The organism is Pararhodobacter sp., from assembly GCF_034676545.1.
Lineage (GTDB): Bacteria > Pseudomonadota > Alphaproteobacteria > Rhodobacterales > Rhodobacteraceae > Pararhodobacter.
In genome coordinates, this window is the sequence record NZ_JAUCBZ010000015.1 from 2,416,520 (window position 1) to 2,430,072 (window position 13,553).

General features: G+C 61.6%; 13 protein-coding genes and 2 pseudogenes. 3 read left to right on the forward strand and 12 right to left on the reverse strand.

Going from position 1 to position 13,553, the window contains the following annotated elements; genetic code table 11:
- Positions 1–80: 80 nt before the first annotated feature.
- The 4 genes and pseudogenes from VDQ28_RS15360 to VDQ28_RS15375 all read right to left on the reverse strand — a co-directional run bounded on the left by VDQ28_RS15360 (position 81) and on the right by VDQ28_RS15375 (position 3,084).
- Positions 81–712: pseudogene (locus tag VDQ28_RS15360) on the reverse strand (50S ribosomal protein L25/general stress protein Ctc).
- 479 nt (positions 713–1,191) lie between these two features.
- The gene (locus tag VDQ28_RS15365) at positions 1,192–2,097 is read right to left on the reverse strand and encodes a sensor histidine kinase (RefSeq protein WP_323036760.1); all 906 of its coding nucleotides are present in this window, start codon (positions 2,095–2,097) and stop codon (positions 1,192–1,194) included.
- Positions 2,042–2,434, reverse strand: a complete 393-nt coding sequence (locus VDQ28_RS15370) for a hypothetical protein (RefSeq protein WP_323036761.1) — start codon at positions 2,432–2,434, stop codon at positions 2,042–2,044. Before VDQ28_RS15370 ends, VDQ28_RS15365 begins: the two co-directional genes overlap by 56 nt.
- Complete coding sequence (locus VDQ28_RS15375; protein WP_323036762.1) at positions 2,431–3,084, reverse strand: response regulator; 654 nt, start codon at positions 3,082–3,084, stop codon at positions 2,431–2,433. The genes VDQ28_RS15370 and VDQ28_RS15375 overlap by 4 nt, the downstream gene beginning before the upstream one ends.
- Before the next feature lie 143 nt (positions 3,085–3,227).
- On the opposite strand from VDQ28_RS15375, the gene VDQ28_RS15380 reads away from it, so the two are divergent.
- Genes VDQ28_RS15380 through VDQ28_RS15390 form a run of 3 tightly spaced genes read left to right on the forward strand, consistent with a single transcriptional unit; the run spans position 3,228 to position 5,271 of the window.
- Positions 3,228–4,193, forward strand: coding sequence for a phosphoethanolamine transferase (locus tag VDQ28_RS15380; RefSeq protein ID WP_323036763.1), 966 nt, complete (start codon positions 3,228–3,230; stop codon positions 4,191–4,193).
- Positions 4,172–4,876 (forward strand): phosphoethanolamine transferase, encoded by a 705-nt coding sequence (locus tag VDQ28_RS15385; protein WP_323036764.1) that lies wholly within the window; start codon positions 4,172–4,174, stop codon positions 4,874–4,876. The genes VDQ28_RS15380 and VDQ28_RS15385 overlap by 22 nt, the downstream gene beginning before the upstream one ends.
- Positions 4,876–5,271 (forward strand): diacylglycerol kinase, encoded by a 396-nt coding sequence (locus VDQ28_RS15390; protein WP_323036765.1) that lies wholly within the window; start codon positions 4,876–4,878, stop codon positions 5,269–5,271. Before VDQ28_RS15385 ends, VDQ28_RS15390 begins: the two co-directional genes overlap by 1 nt.
- A gap of 95 nt (positions 5,272–5,366) precedes the next feature.
- Here VDQ28_RS15390 and VDQ28_RS15395 read toward each other — a convergent pair whose 3' ends face one another.
- The 8 genes and pseudogenes from VDQ28_RS15395 to VDQ28_RS15430 all read right to left on the reverse strand — a co-directional run bounded on the left by VDQ28_RS15395 (position 5,367) and on the right by VDQ28_RS15430 (position 13,461).
- Positions 5,367–6,293 (reverse strand): carbohydrate kinase, encoded by a 927-nt coding sequence (locus tag VDQ28_RS15395; RefSeq protein ID WP_323036766.1) that lies wholly within the window; start codon positions 6,291–6,293, stop codon positions 5,367–5,369.
- Complete coding sequence (locus VDQ28_RS15400) at positions 6,290–6,997, reverse strand: nucleoside/nucleotide kinase family protein (protein ID WP_323036767.1); 708 nt, start codon at positions 6,995–6,997, stop codon at positions 6,290–6,292. The genes VDQ28_RS15395 and VDQ28_RS15400 overlap by 4 nt, the downstream gene beginning before the upstream one ends.
- A 25-nt stretch (positions 6,998–7,022) precedes the next feature.
- Positions 7,023–8,534: a mannitol dehydrogenase family protein gene (locus VDQ28_RS15405; protein WP_323036768.1), complete on the reverse strand. Its 1,512-nt coding sequence runs from the start codon at positions 8,532–8,534 to the stop codon at positions 7,023–7,025.
- Positions 8,534–9,304, reverse strand: a complete 771-nt coding sequence (locus VDQ28_RS15410) for an L-iditol 2-dehydrogenase (RefSeq protein ID WP_323036769.1) — start codon at positions 9,302–9,304, stop codon at positions 8,534–8,536. The genes VDQ28_RS15405 and VDQ28_RS15410 overlap by 1 nt, the downstream gene beginning before the upstream one ends.
- Positions 9,301–10,308, reverse strand: coding sequence for an ABC transporter ATP-binding protein (locus tag VDQ28_RS15415; RefSeq protein ID WP_323036770.1), 1,008 nt, complete (start codon positions 10,306–10,308; stop codon positions 9,301–9,303). Before VDQ28_RS15415 ends, VDQ28_RS15410 begins: the two co-directional genes overlap by 4 nt.
- 10 nt (positions 10,309–10,318) lie before the next feature.
- The gene (locus tag VDQ28_RS15420) at positions 10,319–11,149 is read right to left on the reverse strand and encodes a carbohydrate ABC transporter permease (RefSeq protein ID WP_323036771.1); all 831 of its coding nucleotides are present in this window, start codon (positions 11,147–11,149) and stop codon (positions 10,319–10,321) included.
- 13 nt (positions 11,150–11,162) lie between these two features.
- Entirely contained in the window at positions 11,163–12,029 is an 867-nt protein-coding gene (locus VDQ28_RS15425) for a sugar ABC transporter permease (protein WP_323036772.1), read from the reverse strand.
- A gap of 117 nt (positions 12,030–12,146) precedes the next feature.
- A pseudogene (locus VDQ28_RS15430) lies at positions 12,147–13,461 on the reverse strand (ABC transporter substrate-binding protein).
- Between the last annotated feature and the right edge of the window lie 92 nt (positions 13,462–13,553).

Consider the following 13,553-nt stretch of genomic DNA (forward strand, 5'->3'; position numbering starts at 1 on the left):
GTCCATGGCAGGTGCACAAACAAAAACCCCGCCCCCGAAAGCCGGGGACGGGGTGTTCAGACGTCGCCAAGCGCCAAGGATTACTCCTCGGAGGCGTCCTCGTCTTCTTCGTCATCGCTTGCCTCGTCATCAGCCGAACGCAGGCTCGACGGTGCGGCGAGATTGCCGATCACGAAGTTGCGGGCGATGGTCGCCTTGGAACCGGCGGGCAGCGTCACATCGTTGATGTGAATCACGTCGCCAATTTCCAAACCGGTCAAATCAACGACGATTTTTTCCGGGATATCGCTTGCCAGGCAGTTCAACTCGACTTCGTTGCGCACAACCGTCAGCGTGCCGCCACGCTTGAGACCAGGCGCGGCCTCGTGATTCACGAATTCAACGTGAATGAACAAGTTGATCCGCGAGGTGCGGCGCAGGCGCATCAGGTCAACGTGGGTCGGCATGTCTTTGACGACATCGCGCTGAACGCTGCGGCAAATCACGCGCACATCGTCCTGGCCCTCTACCTTGAGGTTGAAAAGGGTCGACAGGAAGCGACCTTTTTCAGCTTCTGCAGCAGATAGTTGAACTCGAAGTTCAGCGACAGTGGCTCTGCGCCACCACCATAGACCACGCCCGGGACCTTATTGTCACGACGAGCTTGACGAGCGGCCCCCTTGCCTGACCCCGTCCGGACCTCAGCGATTAGATCAGGGATCTCACCAGCCATATCGGTTCCTCCAATTGGAATTACAAAAAAAGCACGCCCCTCCAAGGGTGGATGCGCACCGACGCGCCGGATAGCCGAGTTATGGTGTGAAGGAAAGTCGATTCGCGACCCGAATAGGCCCGGCAGCGCAGATTATCGCGCAACAGCGAGCCCGAAACCGTCAAGGGACCGGATTTTGGCGCTGGGGAGAGGGCAATCCGCGGTGACGATACGCGCAAGCGGTGTTTTGCCTCTTTTGGCCGTGTGGCGTCGCGTTGTTGGTTGCGCGTGCCGGGTCCGATCCGTCCAGACAGCACGGCAAGACGGGGCCTCTTGCGGTTTCTGGTGCTGTTCTGGCGCAGGGCACGAGGTGTGCACCATGAACGCACCTGAGGACGCGGCTTGAGACGGGTCGAACAGTCCCTGTCAAACCGGGTCGGTTTGAACGCTTTTGTGTGGTCCGCCAGGTCTCGATCGGGTTGAATCGCGGCCGGGTATTTTCAGGCGGATTGGCGGGGAAAGGTCAGTGTGACGCGGACGTTTCCGGCCGTGACCTCGCGCGCCAGGGTCACGCGCATGGCTTGGGCCAGTGCGGTGATGATCGACAGACCCAAACCAACGCCCGAGGAGTTTTCGCTGCGCTGATACCGTGCGTCAGCCATTTGCGGGTGGGTTGCGGGGTTTTCGATGGTCAGGGTTGCATCGGGCGACAGGCGCAGACGGATTTCACCATTGCCATGTTCAACGGCGTTTTCCAGCAGGTTGCGCAGCATGATGGCCAGTGCATCGGCATCGCAGGCCACCATCAGGTCTTGCAGGTCGCTGTCATCAAATCGGATCGGATGAGGGCTGCCGGGGCGCGTGTCCTGAATCAACAGATGCAGGATGCGCAGCACATCCGCCGGACCTTGGCGGAGACCCACTTCGGCCTCGGAGCGCGCGAGTTGCAGCAGACGTTCGACGCGACGGGTCAGCGCGTCGATCTGCGGCAGGCTTGCAGCGGCGTCCGGATCATCGGACACTTGCAGGCGCGCGCGGATTGCCGCCAGAGGGGTGCGCAATTCATGCGCGGCATTGGCGACGAAATCGCGCTCGGCCTGGCGGATACTGTCGATCCGGGCAAGGTAGCTGTCGAAGGCGGTGACAAAGGGTTGCAGCTCTTGCGGCAGGTCCTGCGGCGGAAAAGACGACAGATCGTCGGGTTGGCGCGCGGCAATTTCGGTGGCCAGTCGGTCAATCGGGATCATTGCCGTGCTCGTGATCCGGCGCAAACCCCAAAACAGCAACCCCATGAGCGGCAAGACGAGTACCAGAAACGCCGAGGCAACCTCGAGCACTTCTTCGCGGCGCTCATAGGTCGATTGCGCGGCCTCGATCACCATACCTTCGGCGCTGCGTCGCAACACCCGCCAGCCGGGTGTGTCGTGAAAGCCGTCGCCCGTCAGGGCCGGCCACGGGGCTTGAGGGGGCGGATCGGTCTGCGACAGCAAGCGCAGGATGCGCTCGGATTGATCCATCCCGACCCCCCAGATTGCGCGGCACCCGCGCCGTGTCGCTGCTTTCCAGAAACAGAACCGAGGTTTCCACCAGTGCCGTCAGTTCCTCGTCGAACATATCGTTCATTTCGTGTTCGAGCATGAAGACGGACAGCACGATGGTCACCAGCCAGCCACCGATGACCAGACCCAGCACCCGACGGGTCAGGCGTTTGCGCAGCGACCAGGGGCGGGCGGGTTTGTTCATGTCAGGATGTACCCAAGACCGCGCCGGGTCTCGACGACCCCCGCGCCGAGTTTCTGGCGCAGGCGTGACATGTAGACCTCGACGGCATTGCCCTCGATGTCGGTGTCAAACGCATAGAGCGCCTCTTGCAACGACGATTTGTGCAGCACCCGCCCGCGCGCCCCCAGAAGCGCGTCGAACAGCGCCCATTCCCGCGCGGTCAGGCAAATCTCGGCGCCACTGCGCCAAACCCGGGCAGCGGCGCGATCGACCTCCAATCCATCCACCCGCACCCGCGTTTCCGGCAGCCCTTGACCTCGCCGGGCGTGGGCACGAATGCGGGCGGTCAACTCGCGCAGGTCATAGGGTTTGACGACGTAATCATCGGCCCCGGCATCCAGCCCGGCGATCCGGTCGCTGATCTGATCGCGCGCGGTGGCGATGATCACCGGCGTCCGGTCGCCAGCCGCGCGCCATGTCTTGAGCAGTGCAAGGCCGGACCCATCGGGCAAGCCGAGATCGAGGATGATGCAGGCGTATTCGGCGACCGCCTGTGCGGCCTGCGCGGTCGCCGCATCCGCGGCGTGATCGACGGCATGTCCCTCGCTTTGCAAGAAGCGCAGGACGGAGCGGGCCAGATCTTCGGTATCTTCAACAAGCAAAAGTCGCATGACCCTGAATAGCGCCGAAAACTTTGAACTGCGACAGAAATCCAACCGCGGTGTGTGGATTGTAATGTTGGCGCAAGCTTGGGCTGTGATGGGGATGCGGCGGGCCCGTGCCTGCCTCTGGATTGAAACACGCAGGACACCCCATGACCGACCATACCAATTCCAACGCAACCCGATGGCATGTGCCGCGCCCGGTTATCGGGCAGACGGTGCTGACGATCCTTGTCGCCAGCTACTGCATGGCGGTGCTGAACACCGGGTTCTGGGCCCGTGTGATCGAGATATTTCCACAATCCTTGGGGCAACAAGCCCTGTTGGGCGCGGCCTTTTGGGGCTTCACGGTTCTGATCCTCGAGGTGCTGGGCCCTTGGCGGCTGCAACGGCCGGTTGCGGCGCTGATGATCGTGATCTCGGCCAGCGCGCATTACTTCGAGCGCAATTTCGGTGTGCTGATTGATCGCGAGATGGTGCGCAACGTTTTTGAGACAACCCTGACGGAATCACGCCATCTGGTGACCTGGGATGCGATACTCCAGATTGGTGTGACCGGGGTTCTGCCCGCGGCGCTGGTCTTTTGGCCCAAGGTTCGCCGGGTTGGCCTCTGGCATCAGCTTTGGCGCTGGCCTTTGGGCGTGGCGATGGCGTTTGCCATTCTGGTGGGGTCGCTGTTCATGGACCTGCACTCTTTTTCCGCGGTGCTGCGCGAACGCCATGACCTGACAGCGGCGTATCAACCGGGGGCGACGGTCTATTCGGTGATCCGCTATGCCGAGCAGCAATGGTTGACCTCTGATCCCGTCGTGAGCCCCCTTGGCCGCGATGCGCAACCCGGTGCGGCGCTGGCCGCAGCGGACAAGCCCGTGCTTTTGGTGATCTTTGTCGGTGAAACGGCGCGGGCGCAGAATTTCGGCCTGAATGGCTATGCACGCGACACGACGCCGGGTTTGAGCGCGCGCGATGTGATCAACTTCACTGATGTCCGGTCGTGCGGCACCTCGACTGCGGTGTCCTTGCCCTGCATGTTTTCGCGCTTGCCACAGGCTGATTATTCGCGGAACGGGTTTCTGGCGCAAGAAATCTGCTCGATGTGCTCAGCCATGCCGGGTTGAACGTCGAATGGCATGACAACAACACCGGCGATCAGCGCATTGCCAGCCGGACAGGATGGGCACGGATCGATGAAACCTTGACGCCCGAGGCCTGTGCTGTTGAATGCACGGACGAAGCATTCTTGCCGCTGATCGAGGATCGGTTGGCGACAATCACCCAGAACACGGTGCTGGTGTTGCATATGATAGGCAGTCATGGTCCGGCATATTATCTTCGCTATCCGGCAGAGCGCGCGCAGTTCCAGCCGACCTGCGAGACCTCGCAATTCTCCGACTGCACCGTGGACCAGATCGTGAATGCCTATGACAACTCCATCCTCGAGACCGATTTCGTGTTGTCGCGCGCGATTGATCTGATGGAGGCGTCTGACCGGGTTCTGCCCGCGATGATCTATATCTCGGATCACGGCGAGTCCTTGGGCGAGGATGGGCTGTATTTGCACGCCGCACCGCTGTTCATGGCACCCGACGTGCAAACCCGTGTGCCCTTCATGATGTGGCTCGACGAGGATTTTCGCACTGCGCTGTCGCTGGATCGGTCCTGTTTGTCGGCGGCGGCCCGCCAGCCGGTCAGCCATGACAATCTGTTTCACAGCGTGCTCGGGTTGCTGGATGTGACGACTCAGGCGCAAGACAGCGCCTTGGACCTGACCCATGGCTGCCGCGTCAGGATGGAAAGCTGATGACGAAGACTGAATTGGACGCAGAGCGCACAGTGATCCCGCCGCGCGGTGGCCTGCTGCATGTCGTTGATGCGGCGGGGTATTCCGTGGCGGGTGCCCGTCGCCTCTGGGCGGAAACGGCGGCGCGGCTGGAAATTCTGGCGGCGGGTATCATCGTCGCCGGGTTTCTGTGGCAGGGCGCGGTACTTTGGCAGTGGCTGGTGGTCCTGCTCTTGTTCGCGCTGACCCTTGTCGTCGAGGCGCTGAACACGGCGATCGAGGTTTTGACCGACCGCGTGTCGCCGGAATGGTCGCAAGCCGCAAAGGATGCAAAGGATCTGGGGTCCCTTGCGGTTGGGCTCATGCTGATGGTCTGCGGCGTTTTTGCCGGGCTGGTGATTGTCGGGGTGTTGTAGTCACCGCGCGGGGCGGTGTGATTTGGGGCAGGGTGCCGGTGTCTTCGTGGTCTGGCGGCTTGAATGAGACGCAGACACCCACAGGTGGCCTTGGATCACAGCTCCGCTGACCAGGGCGGGTTGGCACCGGCGCGCGAGACGGTCACCGCGGCGACGCGGGCACCATGCGTCAGCGCTTGTGCCAGGTCGTCAGCCGACAGGGTCGCCAGCCGCGATTTCTGCAAAGCCCCCAACTCGTAGAGTTTGGCCAAGACGCCCGCGTTGAAGGTATCGCCCGCGCCAACCGTATCAACGATTTCGACGCGTTTGGCCGGAACGGATACCTCGGTTCCATCCGCCATGAACCCGGTCGCCCCCTCGCCGCCGCGCGTCAGGATGACCAGGCTCGGCCCGATATCCAGCACCGCGTTGACCTTTTCCGTCAGGGACAGCGGCGAGGGGAACATCCAGTTCAGATCCTCGTCCGACACCTTGACGATATCGGTCATCGCCATCATCCGATCCAACCGGGCGCGATAGGTGTCGATATTGCGGATGAATTGCGGGCGGATATTCGGATCCATCATCACCGCGCGGTTTTTACCCTCGGTTGCGAGCAACGCGGCATAGGTGTCGGCGCAAGGCTCGCTCGCCAAACTGATACCGCCGAAATAGAGCGACGACACGTCGGCCGAGACCTGCGGGAGATCATCGGGGCCAAGTATGCGCCCGGCCGAGTTTTCATCGAAGAAAGAATAGGTTGCGTGCCCATCCTGCAAGCGCACGAAGGCCAGTGTGGTCGGGCGATCCGAGACGATGATGTGGGAGGTATCGACATGGCTGGCCCGGAGTGCCTCGGTCAGTTGTTGGCCGAACATATCCGAGGACAGCCCCGACAACAGGCCCGTCTGCACCCCAAGCCGCCCCAATGCGATGGCGGTGTTGAACACCGCGCCGCCGGGATGGGGCACAAACCCGTCGCGACCGGTGCTGGTCGGCGTCGGAATCATGTCGATCAGGGCTTCTCCGCAACACAGGATCATGTCGTTTTTCCTTTGAAGGCCGTGGGCCGTTTGGCGTCGCCAGCAAGGCGCACTGCGTCCGCGTGAATGAGGAAATAGTCCGGCGCAGAACTATCGGCCAGAACGCGCCGCGCGTTCGGCAGATCGTTGCCGTCAACTTTTTGTTGCGCGTCAGCGAGGCTGTACTCAAGATCACGCCATCGCGTCAGCAGCCGCTTGCGCAAGATCTGCGCATCGCATTCAAGCATGATGGTCAGATCGAACAACGGTTGCAGTTGAGACCACGGCTGATCGTTCAACAGCAGATAGTTTCCTTCCACCAGCACAAGGCGGGTGGCGGGGTCGATCAGGCGTCCCGCCGCGCGTGACAACTCCAGCCCGCGATCAAAAACCGGGACTGCCACCGGTTCGGTCTGGAACGCGGGGGCAAGCCGGGTCAGCGTTGTTTTCAGCCCGATAACGTCGAACGTATCGGGCGCACCTTTGCGGTCGGACCGGCCCAACTGGGCCAAAACCGCGTCGTCATAGTGGTACCCATCCATCGGCACGATCTGCGTTGCGATCCCGTAGGTTTCGGTCAGCGCGCATTGCAAACGCTTTGCCGTCGTGGACTTTCCGCTGCCCGGCGCGCCCGCCAGCGCCACGACACGACGCGACGCGCCGGCGTTTGCCGCAAGGGCGGCGGCAAGGTCGTCTAGCGTGATGGAGCGTGGTGTGGGGGGCATCGGAGTGTTTGATCCCTTTGGCGGATCACCCTTTGGATGGGGTGTCGTGGCCACAATAGTCGCGCAAGGCGGCTCTGGCTCCATCGGCCCATATTTTGCGCAACCATGCAGAAAAGGCACCCGAAAACCGGGGGTTATCGGCCAGATCACCATAGATCTGATGCAGTGCCAACCAGGCCTGCGGGTCCGATTTCGCGGCCTGTGCGGTCTGTGTCAACCGGTCCCAGATCGGGTCATTCGCGGCGATCGTGCTGCCATCCTCGCGGGTTCCGGCGCACATGCGTGCCCAGAGCGCCTCGACAAGCGCCAGCCCCTCGATGTCGCCGCCGCTGTCCAGAGCATCGCGCAAAATGGGCAAGATGAACCCGGCATGGCGCGATGAGCCGTCAAACGCGACGCGGCGGGTGGTGTCACGGATTTTCGGGTTGGAGAACCGCTTTTCGATCAACGCAAGATAGTCCAGCGCCGTGGTTCCCTCGACCGCTTCGACATGGGGCAGGAATTCCTGCGCCTGAACCTTGTGGAAAAACGCGAAAATCAGCGGATCGGCCATGCAATCGGTGATCGTCTCCAGGCTCAGGAGTTCGCCGACATTGGCCAGAACCTGATGCCCGGCGTTCAGGATGCGGATTTTCATGCTTTCGTACGGGTGCACGGCGTCGGTGATCGTCGCCCCGGCGTGTTCCCACGACGGGCGGCCCTGACAGAATTGATCCTCGATCACCCATTGGCGGTAGTTTTCATGGGTCACCGGCGCGGCGTCGTCAATGCCGAGCGCGCGCACGAAAGACAGCTCTGACGCGCCAGTGGCGGGCACGATGCAATCCACCATGGAGTTGGGAAAGCTGGCGTTCTGGTCGATCCAATGCGCAAGCTCGGGGTCGCTGAGCCGCGCCAGGTCCACAACGGTGCGGCGCAAAACGTCGCCATTGCCTTGCAGGTTGTCACAGCTTTGCCCGGCAAAGGCCGCGTGGCCCGCGTCGCGGCGCGCACGATACGCAGCGATCATCGCGCCAAAGGCGGTGACGGGCTGGTGCGGATTGGCGGCGTCATGCCGGATATCGGGGTGCGACGTGTCAAGCGTACCCGCCGCGGACCGAAAATAGCCCCCCTCGGTGACGGTCAGCGCCACAATGCGGATACGAGGGTCGGACATTGCTGCGATCAGCGGGGTGTTTTGCGGGTGAACCTCGACGAAATCAATCATCGCGCCAATCACCTCAACCGAGGCGCTGTTCGGGTCCAGCTCCACAAGTGTCGTCAGGCAGTCCTGCGCCAACAAACGCTCGCGCATCACCGCGTCACCGGCGCGCACTCCGGCACCGATGATGGCCCAGTCATGGGCCAGACCCTGCTGCATCAACCGGTGCAAATACCACGCCTGATGCGCACGGTGGAAATTGCCCAGGCCGATGTGCACGATCCCCGGCGTCAGCGCGGATCGGTCGTAGGTCGGAACCGCGACACCCTTGGGCATTTTGCCCAGATTGGCGTTGCAGAGCTTGATGGTCTTGGGGTCACGCACTGGGTTCGTCATCAGCTCATCCAATTCCCGCCGTCCACATTATAGGTCTGCGCCACAACATAATCGGCGTCGGCCGAGGCCAGGAACACGGCCATGCCCACCAGATCCTCGGCCCGGCCCATGCGCCCGTAAGGCACCGAAGCCGCGACCTCTTTTTTCTTCTGGCCCAAGGGCTTGTTTTCGTATTTGGCAAAGAACGCATCGACGCCGTCCCAGTGTTCGCCATCCACCACACCGGGGGCGATGGCATTCACGTTGATGCCATGCGCGATCAGGTTGAGGCCCGCCGATTGGGTCAGCGAAATGATCGCCGCCTTGCTGGCGCAATAGACCGCGACCAGGCTTTCGCCGCGCCGCCCGGCTTGCGAGGCCATGTTGATGATGCGCCCCTTGATGCCCTTGTCGATCATGTGCCGCGCGACCGCCTGCAGGGTGAACAGCGTGCCACTGACGTTGATGTCAAAGACCCGCGTGTAATCCTCGCGGGTGATTTCCACGATGGGCGCGGCGGAAAAGATCGCGGCGTTGTTGATCAGGATGTCGATCTGACCGAAGGCCTTGATCGTGGCGGCAACACCCGCGTCGATGCTGGCCTGATCGGTGACATCCATCTTGACCGCAATCGCCGCCGCGCCGATCTCGGCGGCGGCGGCCTGTGCGCGCTCCAGGTCGATATCGGCAATCGCAATCCGCGCGCCCTCGGCGGCATAGCGTTTGGCAAAGGCCAGACCGATGCCGCGGGCGGCGCCGGTAATCAACGCACATTTCCCGTGCAGTCTCATTGCGCGATCCTCAAGCCCTTGGCGTCGAACTTGTGGATTTGGTCGAGGCGGGGCGTCAGGTGGACCGTGTCGCCGTGGCTGAGGGCAACGTCTCCGGCGATGCGCACGGTCATCGGGTCGCAGCCCGGAACGCCGTGGACATGCAAGAAGGTGTCCGAGCCCAGATGTTCCGCCACGCCGACGGTGCCTTGCCACTGGCCCTCGGTGGTCGAGATGTCGATATGCTCGGGCCGGATGCCGATGGTGGTGGCGTTGTGTTTCGCCGCCTCGGGCCCTTCGAGCAGGTTCATCTTGGGCGAGCCGATGAAGCCCGCCACGAATTTGTTGCGCGGCGTGTGATAGAGTTCCAGAGGGCTGCCGACTTGTTCGATCACCCCGGCTTGCAGCACGACAATCTTGTCAGCCATGGTCATCGCTTCGACCTGATCGTGCGTCACATAGACCATCGTTGTCTTGAGCTTCTTGTGCAGTTCCGAGATTTCCATCCGCATGCCGACCCGCAGCGCGGCATCAAGGTTTGACAGCGGTTCATCGAACAGAAAGGCGGCTGGCTCGCGGACAATGGCGCGGCCAATCGCAACCCGTTGGCGCTGGCCGCCCGAAAGCTGGCCGGGGCGTCGATGCAGATAATCGGTCAGGTTCAGCGCCTTGGCGGCGGCCTCGATGCGGCGATCCTGCTCGGCCTGATCCATCTTGGCCATGCGCAGCGGAAAGGCGATGTTCTTGCGCACCGTCATATGCGGATAGAGCGCATAGGATTGGAACACCATCGCCAGCCGCCGTTTGGCCGGGGGCAGGGCGGTGGCATCCTCGCCGTCGATCTCGATATTGCCCGAGGTGGTATCCTCGAGCCCGGCAATCAGACGCAAAAGCGTGGATTTACCGCAGCCCGAGGGGCCGACAAAGACCACGAACTCGCCGTCGTTGATCTCCAGGTCCAGCGGTGGAATGACCACCACGTCGCCGAAAGCCTTTTTAACCTGCTTGAGTTGGATGCGTCCCATTATGTGTTCCTCACTTCACGGCGCCAAAGGTCAGGCCTCGGACAAGTTGTTTCTGGCTGAACCAGCCAAGGATCAGGATCGGCGCGATGGCCATGGTCGATGCAGCGCTGAGTTTCGCGAAGAACAGGCCTTCGGGGCTGGAGTAGCTGGCGATGAACGCGGTCAAGGGGGCGGCGTCGATCGAGGTCAGGTTCAGCGTCCAGAAGGCTTCGTTCCACGCCAGGATGAAGTTCAAGAGCAGCGTCGAGGCAATACCGGGGATCGCCATTGGCGTCAGGACATAGAGGATTTCATCCTTGAGGTTTGCCCCGTCCATTCGCGCCGCTTCCAGGATTTCGCCCGGAATTTCGCGGAAATAGGTGTACAGCATCCAGACGATGATCGGCAGGTTGATCAGCATCAGGATCACCACCAGCGCGGCGCGATTGTCCAGAACCCCCAGATGAATGCACAGAAGGTAGATCGGATACAGAACGCCAACCGCCGGCAACATCTTGGTCGAGAGCATCCACAGCAGGATGTCTTTGGTGCGCTTGGAGGGCACAAAGGCCATCGACCAGGCGGCGGGCACGGCAATCAGCACACCCAGCAGCGTCGAGCCGCCCGCGATGATCACCGAGTTGGTCAGGAAGCGCATGTAGTTCGAGCGCTCCATCACCACACCGTAATTCTCCAGCGTCCAATCGAAGAACAGGAACACCGGTGGGTTGGCGATGGCCTCGGCCTCGGTCTTGAACGAGGTCAGGATGGTCCACAGGATCGGGAAGAAGATCAGCAGGCCGATGCTCCAGGCGACGACGGTGTTGAGGGCCTTGCGTTGGGTTGTGACAGCTCTTGCCATGATCAAATGCTCCTCAATTGTCCAGGTTCTTGCCGACGATGCGCATCAGGAAGATGGCGACGATATTGGCAAGGATGATGGCATAAACGCCGCCGGCACTGCCCAGACCCACATTCTGGCTTTCCAGCACGCGCTGATAGATCAGGTAGGTCAGGGTTCGGGTGCCAAAGGCGCCGCCGGTGGTCACGAAGATTTCGGCAAAGACGGCCAGAACAAAGATCGTCTGGATAAGAATGACGATGGTGATGGCGCGGCTGAGATGCGGCAGGGAGATAAAGACAAAGCGGGCCAAGGGGTTGGCACCATCAATCTCGGCGGCTTCCAGTTGCTCGCTGTCGAGCGATTGAATGGCCGTCAACAGGATCAGGGTTGCAAACGGCAGCCACTGCCACGCGACGATCACAATGATCGAGAACACCGACGCGTCTTGCAGCCAGACGATGGGATCCGCGCCAAAAAAGCGCCACAGATGGGCGAACACGCCGTTCACCGGGTCCATGAACATGTTCTTCCAGACCAGCGCCGAGACGGTTGGCATCACGAAGAACGGAGCGATGACGAGGATGCGCACGATGCCCTGTCCCCACATCGGCTTGTCCAGCAAGATCGCCAGCAGCACGCCAAAGACAATCGAGATCAGCAGGACGCCGCCGACGATGATCAAGGTCGTCAGGATCGAGGGCCAGAAGGCGCTGGAGGAGACGAAGCGCACGAAATTGTCGAAGCCCGCGAAACCCAGGTCGCCACCGCGAAGCGGCAGATAGTTTCGGAACGAGAACCACAAGGTCATGCACAGCGGGACGAGCATCCAGACAAGGAGCAAGAATACTGCAGGGGCCATCATGATCCGCGCTGCAGATCGGGAATGCTGGGTCGCCATGGCACGTCTCCTCAGCTCAGGGGGCGCAAGGGCCCGGGGAAATATGAAGTTTCTGGGAACACAGTGTCAGAAGTCGGAAGGCGGCACAGGCCGCCTTCCGCGTGAGCGTGGCGCAGCTTAGCGGTAGCCCGCAGCTTCCATCGCTTCGTTGGTGATCGCCTGAGCATTCGCCAGCGCTTCTTCGACGGTCTGCTGACCGGCATAATAGGCCGAGAATTCCTGGCTGACTTCGGTCGCGATACCGGCAAACTCGGGGATCGCGGCGAATTGGACACCGACATAGGGAACCGGATCAACGGTCGGGTTGTTCGGATCCGCCGACAGGATCGAGTCGAGCGTCATCTGGGCAAACGGCACCGCCTGGTAGTTCGGGTTCTCATAGAGCGAGGTCCGGGCACCCGGAGGCACATTGGCCCAGCCTTCGTTCTCGGCGACCATCTCGATGTAGCCGGTTCCGGTGGCCCATTCGATGAACTGCAGAGCGGCGTCTTGCTGCTGCGTGCCAGCCGGGATCGCCAGCGCCCAGGCCCAGAGCCAGTTCGAGCGACGGCCCAACCCATTGTCGGGGGCCAGCGCAAAGCCGACGTGATCGGCAACGGTCGAATCGCTGCCAGTGACGAAGGAGGCCGCAACCGTGGCGTCGATCCACATGCCGCACTTGCCTTGGTTGAACAGCGACAGGTTTTCGTTGAAGCCGTTGGTGGCATAGCCGGCCGGGACCGGATTCGCTCATCATGCCTTGAAAGAAGGTCAGCGTGTCATGCCAGGGCTGGGTGTCGAACTGGGCGTTCCACTCCATGTCGAACCAGCGTGCGCCGAACGAGTTGGACATCGCGGTGATGAACGCGCCACCCTCGCCCCAACCAGCCTTGCCGCGCAGGCAAATGCCGTTGATATCATTCGCCCGGTCGGTCATCGCTGCCGCGGCCTCGCGGATGAAGGTCCAGGTCGGTGCGGTCGGCATTTCCAGACCTGCTGCTTCCATCAGATCGGTGCGATACATGATCATAGAGCTTTCGCCGTAGAACGGTGCCGCATAGAGCGTGCCGTCATGGCTCAGACCGCCGCGCATGGCGGGCAGAATGTCATCGACGTTATACTCTGCCGACAGACCGTCCAGCGGGACCAGCCAGCCGTTGGCACCCCAGATCGGCGTCTCGTACATGCCGATGGTCATGATGTCGAACTGGCCACCCTGCGTCGTGATATCGGTGGTAACATGCTGACGCAGAACGTTTTCTTCAAGCGTGACCCACTCGACATTGATGCCGGTCTGCGCGGTGAATTGATCCGTGTAACCCTGCATCCGGATCATGTCGCCGTTGTTCACAGTCGCAATCGTGATTGTCGACGCGTGGCTCTCGGCAAACGCGCCGGTGGTCGCAATCAACGACAGTGCTGTTGCTGATAGAAAAGTGCTCTTCCTAGACATCCGTAGTCCTCCCGTTTGGATGAGTTGACTTACGGTAGTGGCGTGACGTGCCATGCGTCAACAAAAAAATTGACGCGCGTAAAAAATATAGC

Excerpts from the sequence above, each read along its gene's own strand:
- VDQ28_RS15375 (WP_323036762.1), bottom strand. The coding sequence starts at position 3,084 with ATGCGACTTTTGCTTGTTGAAGATACCGAAGATCTGGCCCGCTCCGTC.
- VDQ28_RS15405 (WP_323036768.1), bottom strand. The coding sequence starts at position 8,534 with ATGACGAACCCAGTGCGTGACCCCAAGACCATCAAGCTCTGCAACGCC.
- VDQ28_RS15420 (WP_323036771.1), bottom strand. The coding sequence starts at position 11,149 with ATGGCAAGAGCTGTCACAACCCAACGCAAGGCCCTCAACACCGTCGTC.
- VDQ28_RS15395 (WP_323036766.1), bottom strand. The coding sequence starts at position 6,293 with ATGATCCTGTGTTGCGGAGAAGCCCTGATCGACATGATTCCGACGCCG.
- VDQ28_RS15410 (WP_323036769.1), bottom strand. The coding sequence starts at position 9,304 with ATGAGACTGCACGGGAAATGTGCGTTGATTACCGGCGCCGCCCGCGGC.
- VDQ28_RS15380 (WP_323036763.1), top strand. The coding sequence starts at position 3,228 with ATGACCGACCATACCAATTCCAACGCAACCCGATGGCATGTGCCGCGC.
- VDQ28_RS15415 (WP_323036770.1), bottom strand. The coding sequence starts at position 10,308 with ATGGGACGCATCCAACTCAAGCAGGTTAAAAAGGCTTTCGGCGACGTG.
- VDQ28_RS15370 (WP_323036761.1), bottom strand. The coding sequence starts at position 2,434 with ATGAACAAACCCGCCCGCCCCTGGTCGCTGCGCAAACGCCTGACCCGT.
- VDQ28_RS15425 (WP_323036772.1), bottom strand. The coding sequence starts at position 12,029 with ATGGCGACCCAGCATTCCCGATCTGCAGCGCGGATCATGATGGCCCCT.
- VDQ28_RS15390 (WP_323036765.1), top strand. The coding sequence starts at position 4,876 with ATGACGAAGACTGAATTGGACGCAGAGCGCACAGTGATCCCGCCGCGC.
- VDQ28_RS15400 (WP_323036767.1), bottom strand. The coding sequence starts at position 6,997 with ATGCCCCCCACACCACGCTCCATCACGCTAGACGACCTTGCCGCCGCC.